Consider the following 15526-nt stretch of genomic DNA (forward strand, 5'->3'; position numbering starts at 1 on the left):
ATAATAGCACACCCGGACGGGAATGTACAGCAATATGCTAGGAATTGACATGACTAACCCTGAATCTGGCGGGGAAAAACTGCTTTTGGGTAGAGTAGCTAAAATTCCGGGAGGGAAGCGGCAAACCTTTTTGCAACAAAATATATGCGGAAGCATTGACACATTTCGCGCTTCTATGCTAAAATATTATGAAAAGATTCCAGACTTATAAAAGGAGACAGCACCATGCAGAAAAGCGCGATGTGCACCAAACTGAACAAGCAGTTCGCATCCGGTTTTGCCGTGGGTTCGTTGTTTCCTTTTTTTGTGGAATGAGCTTTTCCCTTTGCGGGGAAAAGTTTTTTTTGCCCGTAAGCCGGAAAGCCGAACCAGACAAACGCAAATCAGGAGGGAACTGCGATGCTGCTTGTAAATGCTGTGAACACCGAAGGAAGACCGCTTGAGATTTTTGTAAAGGACGGCAGGATCGCTGCTGTAGGTCAGGAGCTGGAGGCACTGGCCGGGGAGAACGAAACGGTCATTGATGCCGGCGGGCTGACCGTGCTGCCCGCCTTTGTGGACCTGCACTGCCACTGGCGCACCCCGGGCTTTGAGTACAAGGAGGACATCGAGACCGGCAGCCGCGCCGCAGCCGCCGGCGGTTACACCTTCGTGAACCTGATGCCCAACACAAAGCCGGTGTGCTCTTCTGCGGCACAGGCGTTCATGGTGGAGCAGAAGGCTGCCGAAGTAGGCCTGTGCGATGTGAACCAGACCGTCTCCATCACCGAGAACTTTGACGGTGTGAGCATCGACCACCTCAAGACCCTGCCTGCCGGTGTGAAGTTCATCACCGAGGACGGCCACGGCGTGCAGGACAATGCCACCATGGCAAAGGCTTTCGCCATCTGCACCCAGAAGGATATCACCGTGATGAGCCATGCCGAGGATATGGAGATCAGCCCGTGGGACTACCGTCTGGCTGAGGACATCGAGACGGTGCGCAACTGCTGGCTGAGCGAATACTACCAGACCAAGCTGCACATGTGCCACGTGTCCACCCGCGGTGCGCTGGATGCCATCCAGATGGCAAAGCTGCGGGGGGCACCCGTCACCTGCGAGGTGACCCCGCATCACCTGTGGTTCACCAATGATACCTGCGATTACCGTGTGAACCCGCCCATCCGCACCGCCGACGATGTGCAGGCGCTGGTGGACGGCATCCGCACCGGCATCGTGGATGCCATTGCAACCGACCACGCGCCCCACTCCGAAGAGGACAAGCTCAAGGGCATGGCCGGTATGGTGGGCAGTGAGACCGCTTTCGGTGTCTGCTACACCAAGCTCTGCAAGCAGGAAGGCCTGCCGCTGGAAGTGCTGGTGCACCTGATGAGCACCCGCCCGGCAGAAATTCTGGGCCTTGCCAAGGGCCAGCTGGAGCCGGGCTACGATGCCGACATGGTGCTGGTAGATCTGGATACCCCCTACACCGTGGACAAGGACAAGCTGCACTCCAAATCTCACAACACCCCGTTCGATGGTGCCCAGCTGTTTGGCAAGGTCTGCGCCACCATCAAGGGTGGCAAGCTGACCTATCAGGCAGAGGATTGAAAAAACAATACTATATAAGATAAGAATCAATAAGAGAGCAAACAGGAGGAACCCACAATGACCAACATGGACAAACTGTACGAAGCTGTGGAAGCCCGCGGCCCGGTGTGCGTAGGTCTGGATACCGATTTCAGCTACCTACCCGAGGATTTCGTGGACAGCACCCTGTCCCGCGGCGAAAACATCGTGCGCTTCAACAGGAAGCTCATCGACGCCACCAAGGCCGTGGCAGGCTGCTACAAGGTGCAGATCGCTTACTACGAGTCTCTGGGCCTTGAGGGCATGAAGGCCTACGCCGACACCCTGAAGGCTGTGCGCGAGGCCGGTGTGCCGGTGATCGCCGACATCAAGCGCGGCGACATTGCCAAGACCGCCGAGATGTACGCCATGGGTCACTTTACCGGCGATTTCGAGAGTGATTTCGTCACGCTGGCACCCTATATGGGTCTGGACTCCATCAGCCCCTACCTACCCTACGCCGAAAAGCAGGGCAAGGGCATGTTCGTGCTCTGCCGCACCTCCAACGGCGGTGCCAAGGACTTTGAGTATGAGAAGCTGGCCGACGGCCGCCACGTCTACGATCTGGTGGGCGACAAGCTGAACGCTCTGGGCAAGGACTACATGGGCGAGCACGGCTACTCCTCCATCGGTCTGGTTATCGGCGGCACCCACATCGAGGAGGCCACCGAGATCCGTGCAAAGTATCAGGACAGCTTCTTCCTGATCCCCGGCTACGGCGCACAAGGCGGCAAGGCCGAGGACATTGCCCAGTACCTTACCAAGGGCAACGGCGGCGTGGTCAACTCCAGCCGCGGCATCCTGCTGGCCTATAAGAAGCAGCCGGGCACTGCCTTTGACGAAGCCGCTTACAACGAATGTGTGAATATGAAGGAGGCCATTGCTCATGCGTGCAGCCTGCTGTGAAGCCACTGTTCTGCGCAATGAGGTCATTGCCCCGGACATCCGCCTGCTGACGGTGGTCTGGCCGGACCGCGATCACGCACCCCACGCAGGCCAGTTCTTTACCCTGCGTGCATGGGGCGCAGACGAAGCCCCCTTCCTGTCCCGGCCCATCAGCGTGCACCGCTGGAACCCGGACAGCAGCACCATCGAGTTTCTGTATCAGGTGGTGGGCGAGGGCACTGAAAAGATCGCGCAACTCAAAATGAAGGATACCTTCCAGCTCACCGGCCCTATGGGCAACGGCTTTGATGTGCCGGACATCCTGAGCAAGTACAAAAAGATCGCTGTGGTGGGCGGCGGCATCGGCACCGCGCCCATGTTCCAGCTCACCCGTGAACTGGCAGCGGCAGGTGTGAAGCCGGATGTGTTCTTCGGCTTCCGGGATGCCCCCTACTGCATGGAGGAGTACCGCGAGATCGCAAACCTTGTCAAGGTGTCCACCGACACCGGCGCAGTGGGCTTCCACGGCTTTGTCACCCAGCTGTACGACCCCGCCGACTACGATGTGGTGCTGGTGTGCGGCCCCACGGTCATGATGAAGAACGCTGCCCGCCTGTGTGCCGAGAAGGGCACCCCCTGCTTTGTGAGCATGGAAAAGAAGATGGCCTGCGGCATTGGTGCCTGCCTTGGCTGCACCTGCGAGACCAGGGGCGGCGAGGGCAAGAGCGTGTGCAAGAACGGCCCGGTATTTGATGCAACGGAGGTGTTCTTCTGATGGCTGACCTGAAAACCAACCTGCTGGGCTTTGTGATGAACAGCCCGGTCATCGGCGCATCCGGCACTGTGGGCTACGGTGTGGAGTACGAAGAGCTGGCAGACTTTGCCAAGATCGGCGGCATCTCCGGCAAGGGCCTGACCCTGCACGGCCAGTACGGCAACAAGGGCGAGCGCCTGTGGGAGACCCCCTCCGGCCTCATCAATAGCATCGGCCTGCAGAACCCCGGCGTGCAGCACTTCATTGACGTGGAGCTGCCCGAGATGCTGGAACTGAAGCAGAAGTACGGCACGGTGGCCATCGCTAATCTTGGCGGCCACAGTGAGGAAGAGTATGTGGAAGGTGCCGCGATGCTGAGCGACAGCGCAGTGGACATCGTGGAGCTGAACATCTCCTGCCCAAACGTCAAGGTGGGCGGCATGGCCTACGGCGTGAAAGCCGAAGCTGCCGGTGAGGTGGTGCGCATGGTGCGCGCTGCCTGCAAAAAGCCCCTGATGGTCAAGCTGAGCCCGCAGGCCGAGAACATCCCTGAGATGTGCAAGGCCGTGGAAGCCGCCGGTGCGGATGCCATCAGCCTGACCAACACCTTCCAGGCCTGCGCCATCGATCTGGAAAAGCGCCGCCCGGTGTTCAACAACATCTTTGCGGGCCTGTCCGGCCCGGCGGTGCGGCCCATTGCCCTGCGCATGGTGTGGCAGGCCGTGGGCGCTGTGAACATCCCGGTGGTGGGTCTGGGCGGCATCGCCACGGGCCGTGACGCACTGGAGTTCATTATGGCCGGTGCTGCGGCGGTGCAGGTGGGTGCCGCAAACTTTGCCAACCCCCGCGCCATGGAGACCATTGCCGACGAGATGGCCGCATGGATGGACAAGAACGGCGTGAAAACGCTGGACGAGATCCGCGGATGTGCCCGGAATGCTGAATAATCCAATTGATATACCAGCAAAATGCTGATTTATACGCATAAAAACAAAGCCACTGCATAAATTTGCAAATCACGCAAAAGCGTGGTACAATACCGTTCAAAAGACATTTTTATAAAAGAGAGGGAGAAGTACAATGAGTGAAGCACTTGAGATCCTGAAGAGCTGTGACGCGTTCCTGGAAGGCCACTTCCTGCTGTCCTCCGGCCGCCATTCCAGCGCATACTGCCAGATGGCCTACCTGCAGCAGTACCCCGACCGCTGCGCCGAGGTGATGAAGACCGTGGCAGATAAGGTCAAGGAAATGGACGTGGATGTGATCGTCGGCCCGGCCATGGGCGGCATCGTGTACGCCTACGAGCTGGCCCGCCAGACCGGCAAGCGCGCCATCTTTACCGAGCGCGTGGACAATGTGATGACCCTGAAGCGCTTCGCCATCCACCCGGGTGAGAAGTGCCTCATCGCTGAGGACGTGGTCACCACCGGCATCTCCTCTCTGGAGACCAAGCGGGTCATTGAGGAGAACGGCGGCATCTGCGTGGGCATCACCTGCGTGGTGGACCGCACCAAGCCCGAGGCTCCGTCTCCCATTCCCATCGTGGCAAGCGCCCTCAAGCTGGATCTGCCCAACTACGCACCGGAAGAGTGCCCCATCTGCAAGGAAGGCAAGCTGCCGCTGGTGCATCTGGGCAGCCGCAAGATGAAGCAGGAAGCAAAGCAGACCCTGTAATGTGTTGAAACGAGGAAAACTATGAACGCATATCTTCTTTTGGCAAATGGCATGGTCTTTGCCGGCCAGTCGGTGGGTGCCGAGGGCGTCACCGTGGGCGAGGTGGTCTTTGCCACCGGCATGGTGGGCTTTCAGGAGACCCTGACCGACCCCAGCTACTATGGCCAGATCATCACCCAGACCTACCCCCTTATCGGCAACTACGGCATGAATAAGGACGACATGGAGTCCGACCGCATCTGGGCAAAGGGCTACATCGTGCGCGAGGCCTGCACCACCCCCTCCAACTGGCGCTGCGAGGAAACGCTGGACAGCTTTTTGAAAAAGAACAACACCATCGGCATTGAGGGCATCGACACCCGCCACCTGACCCGCATCATCCGCGAGAGCGGTGTGATGAACGGTGCCATCCTGACCACCTTCGACCCCGCCGACCCGGCCAACAAGGCCGAGACCGAGGCTCTGCTGGCCCAGATCCGCGCCTACGCCGTCACCGATGCGGTGAAGAACGTGACCTGCGCTGCCCCCGAGGTGTTCAACCCGCAGGGCGAGACCCATATCGTGCTGATGCACTACGGCTGCAAGCGCAACATCGTGCGCTGCCTTGTCAAGCGCGGCTGCAAGGTGACGGTCATGCCCGCCTTTGCAACGGCAGAGGAAATCAAGGCCCTTGCTCCGGACGGCATCATGCTGTCCAATGGTCCCGGCGACCCGGCGGAACCCGTGGAGGTCATCGAGAACCTCAAGCACATCTTTGAGCTGAACATCCCCACCTTCGGCATCTGTCTGGGCCACCAGCTGAGTGCTCTGGCAGCCGGTGCCAAGACCATGAAGCTCAAATACGGCCACCGCGGTGCCAACCAGCCCGTGACCGACTTTGAGTCCGGCCGCACCTTCATCACCAGCCAGAACCACGGCTACGCTGTGGTGGGCGACGAGCTGCCCGCCGAGATGGGCGAGGTGGCACAGGTGAACGCCAACGACGGCACCTGTGAGGGCATCAAGTACAAGAAGTGGAACTGCTTTACCGTGCAGTTCCACCCGGAAGCAAACGGCGGCCCCAAGGATACCGAGTTTCTGTTCGACCGCTTCCTGAACAACGTCAAAGCAGCAAAAAAGGAGGCACGCTGAAATGCCGAAGGACCCTAGAATCAAGAAGGTGCTGGTCATTGGCTCCGGCCCCATCATCATTGGTCAGGCTGCGGAGTTCGACTACTCCGGCACGCAGGCCTGCCGCGCCCTGAAGGCAGAGGGCATCGAGACCGTTCTGCTGAACTCCAACCCCGCAACCATCATGACCGACCCGGATGTGGCCGACCATGTTTACATCGAGCCCATGACGCTGGAAGTCGTGGAGCGCATTCTGGACATCGAAAAGCCGGACTCCGTGCTGCCGAACCTCGGCGGTCAGATGGGCCTGAATCTGTCCATGGAGCTGGCCCGCTCCGGCTATCTGGACCGCACCGGCATCCGTCTGCTGGCCTGCAAGCCCGAGACCATCGACCGGGCCGAGGACCGCGAGCTGTTCAAGGAGACCATGGAAAAGCTGCACCAGCCCATCATCCCCTCTGAGGTGGTGGAAACGCTGCAGGACGCTCTGGCCTGTGCAGACCGCATTGGCTACCCGGTCATCGTGCGTCCGGCCTTTACCATGGGCGGCACCGGCGGCGGCATCTGCGAGAACAAGGCAAAGCTCATCGAGATCGGCACCAACGGCCTGCGCCTTTCCCCCATCCATCAGATCCTTGTGGAAAAGTGCATTGCCGGCTGGAAAGAGATCGAGTACGAGGTCATGCGCGACCACAAGGGCAATGTGATCACCGTGTGTAACATGGAAAACCTCGACCCCGTGGGCATCCACACCGGTGACTCGGTGGTCGTGGCACCCTCCCAGACCCTGACCGACCACGAGTACCAGATGCTGCGCACCGCTGCGCTGGACATCATCACCGAACTGGGCATCGAGGGCGGCTGCAACTGCCAGTTCGCCCTGAAACCGGACAGTTTTGATTATGCGGTCATCGAGGTCAACCCCCGTGTGTCCCGCTCTTCCGCACTGGCTTCCAAGGCCACCGGTTATCCCATTGCCAAGGTGGCTACCAAGATCGCCATTGGCTACACGCTGGACGAGATCACCAACGACGTCACTGGCAAGACCTGCGCCTGCTTTGAGCCTGCGCTGGACTACATCGTGGTCAAGTACCCGAAGTGGCCCTTTGATAAGTTCGTCTACGCCGACAAATCTCTGGGCACCCAGATGATGGCCACCGGCGAGGTGATGAGCATTGGCAACAGCTTCGAGGCTGCCATGATGAAGGCAGTCTCCTCCATCGAGCTGGGCATGGATACCCTGACCCACAAGCCCTTTGAGGAGCTGACCGATGACGAGATCGTGGCCCACATGCATGTTCAGGACGCGGAGCGCGTGTTCTGCGTGTACGAGGCCCTCAAGCGCGGCATCGACCACGAGACTATTTACAAGATCACCAAGATCGACTGGTGGTTTTTGGACAAGATGCAGCATCTGGCAGATCTGGAAAAGGGTCTTGCTAAGTGCAACGGCGTGCTGACCGAAGAGCAGTACAAGACTGCCAAGAAGTACGGCTTCCAGGATAAGACCATCAAGCGTCTGGCACAGGTGGACACCCTGCCTGTGGAGAACTACCGCGCCGGCTTCAAGATGGTGGATACCTGTGCTGCCGAGTTCTCGGCCAACACCCCCTATTTCTACTCCACCTACGACGGCGACAACGAAGCTGCTGAGTTCATTGCCGAGAAGGAAGCCGAAGCATCCGCCAAGGGCGAGCCCAGGAAAAAGAAGGTGCTGGTCTTTGGCTCCGGCCCTATCCGCATCGGTCAGGGCATCGAGTTCGACTACTGCTCGGTGCACTGTGTGTGGACCCTGAAGAAGCACGGCTGCGAAGCCATTCTGGTCAACAACAACCCCGAGACCGTCTCCACCGACTTTGATACCGGCGACCGTCTGTACTTTGACCCGCTGAACCCGGAGAGCGTGGACAACATCATTGCCACCGAGAAGCCGGATGCCTGTGTGGTGCAGTTCGGCGGCCAGACCGCCATCAAGCTGGCAAAGCACATGGACGAGATCGGCCTGCCCATTCTGGGCACCCCGGCAGATGCCATCGATGAAGCAGAGGACCGTGAGCGCTTCGACGAGCTGCTGGAGCGCTGCAGAATCCCCCGCGCACCGGGCCGCACTGTCTTTAATCTGGACGAGGCTCTGGCTGCCGCCGACGAGATCGGCCTGCCGGTGCTGATGCGTCCCTCCTACGTGCTGGGCGGTCAGAACATGATCGTGGCCTACACCAAGGCGGACGTGATCGAGTACATGGGCGTTATCACCGAGCATGTGGACATGGATCACCCTGTGCTGCTGGATAAGTATATTCTGGGCACCGAGTGCGAAGTGGATGCCATCTGCGACGGCGAAAACTTCCTGATCCCCGGCATCATGGAGCAGGTGGAGCGCACCGGTGTGCACTCCGGCGACTCCATCTGTGTCTACCCGGCACAGCACCTGACTCAGGCCGAGATCGACACCATGGTGGATTACACCGGCCGCTTTGCCCGCGAGCTGCATGTCAACGGTCTGGTGAACGTGCAGTACGCAGTTTCCAACGGCAAGGTGTACGTCATTGAGGTGAACCCCCGTTCCTCCCGTACCGTGCCGTATATCTCCAAGGTCACCGGCGTGCCCATGGTGGATCTGGCAGTGCGCTGTTGTCTGGGCGAAAAGCTGGCAGATATGGGCTACGGCACCGGCCTGCACCCCAACGCACCTTATGTGGCCGTCAAGGTGCCTGTGTTCAGCTTTGAAAAGCTGCACGGTGTGGATACCCAGTTCGGCCCCGAGATGAAGTCCACCGGCGAAGTGCTGGGCATTGCCCCCAACTACCACGATGCCCTGCTCAAGGGCCTTATCGGCGCGGGCTACACCTTCAAGACCCCCGGCCCTGCAAGCTGCTGCATCTTCACCGTGAAGGACAGCGACAAGCCGGAGTTCGTGGATATCGCATGGAAGCTCAAGAGCATGGGCTACAAGCTGTACGGTACCTCCGGCACCTGCGCATGGCTCAACAAGCACATGGTGCCCTGCAACGAGGTGCGCAATATGTCCGGCGAGTCGCCCAACATCGTGGACCTGCTGCAGAGCGGTCTGGTGGATTATGTGTTCTCTACCAGCGCTAAGGGCCGTGACCCCAAGCGCGACTCCGTGCGCCTGCGCCGCAAGGCTGTGGAGCTGAGCATCCCCTGCATCACCGCAGTGGATACCGCCAACGCTCTGGTGAACTGCCTGCGCAGTGATCACAGTCTGGAAAATATCCCGCTGGTGGATATTGCCACCCTGTATCACCGCAAATAATTACCTCACGAATTACCCGTAAAATGCTTTTTTGCAGCGCCCGCCAAAACAGCGGGCGCTGTATTTGTGAAGGACGGATAGAGATTACATAAGTTCGTGCGCAATAAATGACGTTTTGTGCGCAATCTGTCGCAAACAGTGTGTGAATTATGTTATACTCAACAACGCAAAATTTGCCAAAAGACGTTACTTTTGGACACTCCAGGAGGATATAGATACATGACCCGTTCCCAGATGATCGAGACTGTGGCACGCAAGACCGGCTTCACCGAAGCACAGGTCGAGACCACGATGGATGCAATGTTTGACCAGATCGCCGACTGCCTGCGCGCAGACGAGAAGGTGACCATCGCAGGCTTTGGCCGTTTTGAGATGCGTCCCCGCAAGCCCAAGGCCTACACCAACCCCAAGACCAAGGTTTCCAGCCGTCTGGAGTCCACCTCCATCCCCGGCTTCAAGGCCAGCGGCCGCTTCAAGCAGAAGCTGGAAGCAGGCAAGGCTGCCAAGACTGAGGAAGCTGTCTGATCCTCAAATCAAATGCAAAGAGCTGTGCCCTCCACTCGGGGCGCAGCTCTTTTTGTTTAGAACTCCCTCAGTTTCGCATTTGCTCAACAGCTCCCTCGGAGAGGGAGCCTCGCCGTGCGGAAAAGTCTCCCTCTGGAAGGAAGGTGGCATCGCATTAGCGATGACGGAAGGAGTTCGTTAAGAACCTGCTGACAAGTGCGGCATTTCATGCTATACTGGGTTCAGAATATAAAATGACAAAGGAACGGAGAATCAGATGCTTTACAGTGAGTTGCAGTGCAGCGACGCCATCCACAAGGCCGTGGAGCGCATGGGCTTTGCCGAAATGACCGAAATTCAGGAAAAGACTATCCCCGTCATGATGGCGGGCTATGACGTGATCGCAAAAGCCCCCACCGGCACCGGCAAGACCTGTGCCTTCGGCATCCCGGTGGCGGAGCATATCTTACCGGAAAACAAGTACCCGCAGGCCGTGATCATGGCCCCCACCCGGGAGCTGGCCCAGCAGATCGCGCAGGAGCTGGAAGAGCTGACCTATTTTATGCCCGAAGTGCAGGTGGCCTGCGTGTACGGCGGTGCCAACATGGAAAAGCAGGCAAAGCGCCTTGCCGAGGGCTGCCAGATCGTGGTGGCAACGCCGGGCCGTCTGATGGACCACTACAAGCACCATTCCATTGATATCTCTCATGTGACCCAGATCGTGCTGGACGAGGCCGACGAAATGCTGAACATGGGCTTCTATAAGGATGTGCGGCATATCATTGAAATGATGAAGGCCCGCAAGTCCCTCTCCATGTTCTCGGCCACCATCAGCCGCGAGGTAATGGACATCGGCTGGCTGTACCAGCACAACGCCGAGGAGATCACCGTCCAGCCCAAGGAAGAAAGCCAGCCCAAGATCACCCAGTATATGCTGGAGACCTCTGGCCGCAACAAGCTTTCCGACCTTGCACAGATCATCATTGGTGAGAATTACAAGCGGGTGATGGTGTTCTGCGATACCAAGTTCAACACTGCCACTCTGGCCAACCAGCTGGCACGGCTGGGCTTCTCGGTAGACTGCCTCCACGGCGACCTCTCCCAGAAGGAGCGCAACCAGATCATGCAGAACTTCCGGGACGGCAAGCTGGCCATTCTGGTAGCCACCGACGTTGCCGCCCGCGGCATCGATGTTTCGGATGTGGATGCCGTGATCAACTACGATGTGCCCAGTGAGAACGAACATTACACCCACCGCATCGGCCGCACCGGCCGTGCCAAAAAGGAGGGCGTGAGCTACCTGTTCTATGTGCCGGAGGAGAAAAAGCGGGTGCAGGAACTGCTGCGCTTGACCCGCAATACCGACCTGTGCACCCCGGTGCACTTCGACTTCAACCATGAGCACATTGTGGTGGAGAAAAAGCAGGACAGCGCCGACCGGTTCCAGATCAAGTGCTACTTCTGATAAAATAAGAACTCCTTCAGTCTCGCATTCGCTCGCCAGCTCCCTCAAGGAGGGAGCCTTTGGCAGTGCGGCAAAGTTTTATGTTTTGCCAAAGGCCCCATCTCCGAGGGGGCTGTCTGCGAAGCAGACTGGGGGAGTCTCACTTTTCTATTAAAATCTATTGACCTTCCCCTTTCTGGAAGGTGTAACATAGGCACGTAAGGAGGCACCGGAACCATGAAGATCAACGAAGTGGAAGCCGCTGTGGGCGTGACCAAAAAGAACATCCGCTTTTACGAGGAGGAGGGGCTCATTACCCCCAGCCGCGAGCCGGGCAACGGCTACCGCAGCTACTCGCAGGCGGACGTGGAACGCCTGCGCCGCATCAAGCTGCTGCGCAAGCTGGATGTGCCGCTGGCCGAGATCCGGGAAATGCTGGAAGGGCAGAAGACGCTGGCCGAGGGAATGGCCCAGCAGCTGGAACGTCTGAGCACCCGCCGCAAGGATCTGGACGAAGCCATCGGCTTCTGTACCGTATTGGAAAAGGCTTCCGGAAACCTTGAAGAACTGGATGTGGAGCAGACGCTTGCGCGCCTTGCTGCACGGGAGAAACAGGGAGTGACCTTTGTGAACATTGAACGCACAGACCGAAAAGGCGAGCGCATCCGCGGTGCCTGCATCGGCGCTGCCCTTTTTGTGGCGCTGATGGCTTTTGTGATCGCAACGATGGCGTGGGCCTTTTACAGCGACCCGCAGGAAGCGCCGCCGCTGCCGCTGCTCATCGTATTGTTCGGCATCCCGGTGGGGTGCATCGTGGGCACGCTGAAGGTGTTGCTGGAACGCATTGAAGAGATCGGAAAGGGAGAAGAAGATGCTTATCGTAACTATTAACGAAGTGCCCGGCAAAAAGCTGGAAGCGCTGGGCGTGGTGCGCGGCAGCACGGTGCAGAGCCGCAATCTGGGCCACGATCTGATGGCGGGGTTCCGCACGCTGGTGGGCGGTGAAGTGACCGACTACGCGGATATGCTCACCGAAGCCCGGCAGATCGCCACAGGACGCATGGTCAAGGATGCAGAGGCCCTTGGAGCGGATGCAGTTGTAGGGATGCGCTACGCTTCCGCCAGCGTCATGCAGGGCGCGGCAGAGGTCATTGCTTATGGAACGGCGGTGAAGTTCGTATGACCACAAAAGAAAAGCAGGGCTTCGGCCTTTATTTCCTGTTAGCATTTGGTCTGGCATGGCTGTGTCAGGTCGGCGGCTGCATGGTGCTGCTGCAAAAGCAGAATGCCGTGCTGTATCAGTTGGCGCTGGTCGCCACCATGCTCTGCCCGCTGCTGGCGGTGCTGCTGGTACAAAAGGTCTTTCTGCGCCAGCCCACCGGCATCGGCTGGAAGGTGCAGGGCAAGCGCCGCTACTGGCTGGCGGCGTGGTTCGGCCCGGCGGTATTTACGGTGCTGGCCGCAGTGCTCTATTTTGCGGTGTTCCCGCATCGATTGGACCTCTCCGGCAGCTGGCTGACAGCGGCCTACGGCGGCGAGATGGACGCTCAGACCCTGCGCAGGGAGCTGGGCGTATCCAACCTCAGCTACATGCTGGAAACAGGTCTGTTTGCGGTCACGCTGGCTCCGGTCATCAATATGTTCGCAGCTTTGGGCGAGGAAGCCGGATGGCGCGGGTATATGATGCCTCACCTGAAGAAGCAGCTCGGCCTGCTCAACGGCCGCCTGCTGGGCGGCGTGATCTGGGGTGTCTGGCACTGGCCGCTGATGCTGCTGGTAGGCTACGAATACGGCACCAACTACTTGGGCGCGCCAGTGCTGGGCCTTTTCGTGTGGTGCATAGTCTGCTTTGCGCTCAATACCCTGTTGGACTGGCTCTATGAAAAGACTGGGTGCATCTGGGTGCCGTCCATTGCGCACGGCGCGTTCAATGCGGTGGCAGCGCTGTTTGTGGTTTTGACGAACCCGGCAGACAGCTATTACAATGTATTGGGTCCGGCACCCATTGGCCTGATCGGAATGCTGCCCATGCTGGCTGCTGCAGTCTGGCTGACCCTGCGAAGATCCTGAAAACCTGAATACTTCCGGGAGAGGACTCTTCCGCTTTTGCCGCCGCAGCTGCAATGCAGCTGCGGCGCAGTTTTTCCTGCGGCCTGCTGCTGTTTTGGGGTGCACGCAAAAAAGAATGGAAAAAATCTGTCAAAAAGTGTTGACAAGGAGGCGGGGGGTGTGGTATTATACTTGAGCGCCAAGCGCTGAGGCAAAAGAATGACTTCCGAAGCCTCAGCAGGAAGCCCTTGAAAAGAACCAATAGACGCTGAAAAGTTCCAGTTTGTTCTGAGAAACTTCTTAGATGTCCAAGTTCAGAAAGTTCAAAAGCTTCTAAAAAATAAGGCTTGACAAAAAACCACCTCGGTGGTAAAATAAACAGGTCGTCAGCCGCAAGGCTGAGGCGCACAGGACCTTGAAAATTGAACAATATCGAAAAACTTGTAAGGAACCTTTTAAGTGTTTGGAAAAACACTAAAAACAATTCCAAAAGTAATTCACACAGGACGCAAGCGATTGCGTGCTGAGCGAACAAGATTTAACACTTTTAAGTGATAAATATCATTTATAAAGAGTTTGATCCTGGCTCAGGACGAACGCTGGCGGCGCGCCTAACACATGCAAGTCGAACGAGCGAGAGAGAGCTTGCTTTCTCGAGCGAGTGGCGAACGGGTGAGTAACGCGTGAGGAATCTGCCTCAAAGAGGGGGACAACAGTTGGAAACGACTGCTAATACCGCATAAGCCCACGGTGCCGCATGGCACAGAGGGAAAAGGAGTAATCCGCTTTGAGATGGCCTCGCGTCCGATTAGCTAGTTGGTGAGGTAACGGCCCACCAAGGCGACGATCGGTAGCCGGACTGAGAGGTTGAACGGCCACATTGGGACTGAGACACGGCCCAGACTCCTACGGGAGGCAGCAGTGGGGAATATTGCACAATGGGGGAAACCCTGATGCAGCGACGCCGCGTGGAGGAAGAAGGTCTTCGGATTGTAAACTCCTGTTGTTGGGGAAGATAATGACGGTACCCAACAAGGAAGTGACGGCTAACTACGTGCCAGCAGCCGCGGTAAAACGTAGGTCACAAGCGTTGTCCGGAATTACTGGGTGTAAAGGGAGCGCAGGCGGGAAGACAAGTTGGAAGTGAAATCTATGGGCTCAACCCATAAACTGCTTTCAAAACTGTTTTTCTTGAGTAGTGCAGAGGTAGGCGGAATTCCCGGTGTAGCGGTGGAATGCGTAGATATCGGGAGGAACACCAGTGGCGAAGGCGGCCTACTGGGCACCAACTGACGCTGAGGCTCGAAAGTGTGGGTAGCAAACAGGATTAGATACCCTGGTAGTCCACACCGTAAACGATGATTACTAGGTGTTGGAGGATTGACCCCTTCAGTGCCGCAGTTAACACAATAAGTAATCCACCTGGGGAGTACGACCGCAAGGTTGAAACTCAAAGGAATTGACGGGGGCCCGCACAAGCAGTGGAGTATGTGGTTTAATTCGACGCAACGCGAAGAACCTTACCAAGTCTTGACATCCCTTGACAGACATAGAAATATGTAATCTCTTCGGAGCAAGGAGACAGGTGGTGCATGGTTGTCGTCAGCTCGTGTCGTGAGATGTTGGGTTAAGTCCCGCAACGAGCGCAACCCTTATGGTCAGTTACTACGCAAGAGGACTCTGGCCAGACTGCCGTTGACAAAACGGAGGAAGGTGGGGATGACGTCAAATCATCATGCCCTTTATGACTTGGGCTACACACGTACTACAATGGCGTTAAACAAAGAGAAGCAAGACCGCGAGGTGGAGCAAAACTCAGAAACAACGTCCCAGTTCGGACTGCAGGCTGCAACTCGCCTGCACGAAGTCGGAATTGCTAGTAATCGTGGATCAGCATGCCACGGTGAATACGTTCCCGGGCCTTGTACACACCGCCCGTCACACCATGAGAGCCGGGGGGACCCGAAGTCGGTAGTCTAACCGCAAGGAGGACGCCGCCGAAGGTAAAACTGGTGATTGGGGTGAAGTCGTAACAAGGTAGCCGTAGGAGAACCTGCGGCTGGATCACCTCCTTTCTAAGGAGTCAGGCAAGGACAGGACATCAAAAGATGGACAGTCCTTGGACAGGCAACAAACAAGCAGAGTAGATATTGTTCGATTTTGAGGGCCCTGAAAAGGGAACTCAAAGACGTACCTTGAAAACTGAATAATAACTGCGAAACAA

General features: G+C 57.8%; 12 protein-coding genes and 1 rRNA gene. All 13 read left to right on the plus strand.

Annotation, left to right across the window (positions count from 1 at the left end; translation table 11 throughout):
- Nucleotides 1-399: 399 nt before the first annotated feature.
- The 13 genes from ACGHUK_RS02265 (at nt 400) to ACGHUK_RS02325 (ending at nt 15377) form a co-directional block, all read left to right on the plus strand.
- A complete protein-coding gene (locus ACGHUK_RS02265) occupies nt 400-1590 on the plus strand; it encodes a dihydroorotase family protein (RefSeq protein WP_390574812.1) in 1191 nt (396 codons plus the stop codon).
- Nucleotides 1591-1647: 57 nt separating this feature from the next.
- Nucleotides 1648-2514, plus strand: a complete 867-nt coding sequence (gene pyrF / locus ACGHUK_RS02270; protein WP_005944198.1) for an orotidine-5'-phosphate decarboxylase — start codon at nt 1648-1650, stop codon at nt 2512-2514.
- Nucleotides 2495-3268 (plus strand): dihydroorotate dehydrogenase electron transfer subunit, encoded by a 774-nt coding sequence (locus ACGHUK_RS02275; protein ID WP_005944199.1) that lies wholly within the window; start codon nt 2495-2497, stop codon nt 3266-3268. Before pyrF ends, ACGHUK_RS02275 begins: the two co-directional genes overlap by 20 nt.
- Complete coding sequence (locus ACGHUK_RS02280) at nt 3268-4194, plus strand: dihydroorotate dehydrogenase (protein ID WP_005944201.1); 927 nt, start codon at nt 3268-3270, stop codon at nt 4192-4194. Before ACGHUK_RS02275 ends, ACGHUK_RS02280 begins: the two co-directional genes overlap by 1 nt.
- Before the next feature lie 133 nt (nt 4195-4327).
- Nucleotides 4328-4921, plus strand: a complete 594-nt coding sequence (gene pyrE / locus ACGHUK_RS02285; RefSeq protein WP_005944207.1) for an orotate phosphoribosyltransferase — start codon at nt 4328-4330, stop codon at nt 4919-4921.
- 21 nt (nt 4922-4942) lie between these two features.
- Nucleotides 4943-6052, plus strand: coding sequence for a carbamoyl phosphate synthase small subunit (locus tag ACGHUK_RS02290; RefSeq protein ID WP_097781370.1), 1110 nt, complete (start codon nt 4943-4945; stop codon nt 6050-6052).
- A 1-nt stretch (nt 6053) separates the two neighbouring features.
- Nucleotides 6054-9305: a carbamoyl-phosphate synthase large subunit gene (carB, locus tag ACGHUK_RS02295; protein ID WP_390574815.1), complete on the plus strand. Its 3252-nt coding sequence runs from the start codon at nt 6054-6056 to the stop codon at nt 9303-9305.
- A 219-nt stretch (nt 9306-9524) separates the two neighbouring features.
- Nucleotides 9525-9830, plus strand: a complete 306-nt coding sequence (locus ACGHUK_RS02300; RefSeq protein WP_005944215.1) for an HU family DNA-binding protein — start codon at nt 9525-9527, stop codon at nt 9828-9830.
- Between the two features lie 256 nt (nt 9831-10086).
- Nucleotides 10087-11274 carry a DEAD/DEAH box helicase gene (locus tag ACGHUK_RS02305; RefSeq protein ID WP_005944218.1) on the plus strand — a complete coding sequence of 396 codons (1188 nt, stop codon included), beginning with the start codon at nt 10087-10089 and terminating at the stop codon, nt 11272-11274.
- Between the two features lie 216 nt (nt 11275-11490).
- Entirely contained in the window at nt 11491-12144 is a 654-nt protein-coding gene (locus ACGHUK_RS02310; protein WP_390574818.1) for a MerR family transcriptional regulator, read from the plus strand.
- Nucleotides 12125-12436 (plus strand): heavy metal-binding domain-containing protein, encoded by a 312-nt coding sequence (locus ACGHUK_RS02315; protein WP_005944222.1) that lies wholly within the window; start codon nt 12125-12127, stop codon nt 12434-12436. The genes ACGHUK_RS02310 and ACGHUK_RS02315 overlap by 20 nt, the downstream gene beginning before the upstream one ends.
- Complete coding sequence (locus ACGHUK_RS02320; protein WP_390574820.1) at nt 12433-13323, plus strand: CPBP family intramembrane glutamic endopeptidase; 891 nt, start codon at nt 12433-12435, stop codon at nt 13321-13323. The genes ACGHUK_RS02315 and ACGHUK_RS02320 overlap by 4 nt, the downstream gene beginning before the upstream one ends.
- A gap of 543 nt (nt 13324-13866) precedes the next feature.
- Nucleotides 13867-15377: ribosomal RNA gene (locus tag ACGHUK_RS02325) — 16S ribosomal RNA — on the plus strand.
- Nucleotides 15378-15526 lie beyond the last annotated feature (149 nt).

Source organism: Faecalibacterium sp. i25-0019-C1 (assembly GCF_042854225.1).
GTDB classification, from domain to species: domain Bacteria; phylum Bacillota; class Clostridia; order Oscillospirales; family Ruminococcaceae; genus Faecalibacterium; species Faecalibacterium taiwanense.

Coding starts and splice junctions, on each gene's coding strand:
- ACGHUK_RS02265 (WP_390574812.1), top strand. CDS start 400: ATGCTGCTTGTAAATGCTGTGAACACCGAAGGAAGACCGCTTGAGATT.
- pyrF (WP_005944198.1), top strand. CDS start 1,648: ATGACCAACATGGACAAACTGTACGAAGCTGTGGAAGCCCGCGGCCCG.
- ACGHUK_RS02275 (WP_005944199.1), top strand. CDS start 2,495: ATGCGTGCAGCCTGCTGTGAAGCCACTGTTCTGCGCAATGAGGTCATT.
- ACGHUK_RS02280 (WP_005944201.1), top strand. CDS start 3,268: ATGGCTGACCTGAAAACCAACCTGCTGGGCTTTGTGATGAACAGCCCG.
- pyrE (WP_005944207.1), top strand. CDS start 4,328: ATGAGTGAAGCACTTGAGATCCTGAAGAGCTGTGACGCGTTCCTGGAA.
- ACGHUK_RS02290 (WP_097781370.1), top strand. CDS start 4,943: ATGAACGCATATCTTCTTTTGGCAAATGGCATGGTCTTTGCCGGCCAG.
- carB (WP_390574815.1), top strand. CDS start 6,054: ATGCCGAAGGACCCTAGAATCAAGAAGGTGCTGGTCATTGGCTCCGGC.
- ACGHUK_RS02300 (WP_005944215.1), top strand. CDS start 9,525: ATGACCCGTTCCCAGATGATCGAGACTGTGGCACGCAAGACCGGCTTC.
- ACGHUK_RS02305 (WP_005944218.1), top strand. CDS start 10,087: ATGCTTTACAGTGAGTTGCAGTGCAGCGACGCCATCCACAAGGCCGTG.
- ACGHUK_RS02310 (WP_390574818.1), top strand. CDS start 11,491: ATGAAGATCAACGAAGTGGAAGCCGCTGTGGGCGTGACCAAAAAGAAC.
- ACGHUK_RS02315 (WP_005944222.1), top strand. CDS start 12,125: ATGCTTATCGTAACTATTAACGAAGTGCCCGGCAAAAAGCTGGAAGCG.
- ACGHUK_RS02320 (WP_390574820.1), top strand. CDS start 12,433: ATGACCACAAAAGAAAAGCAGGGCTTCGGCCTTTATTTCCTGTTAGCA.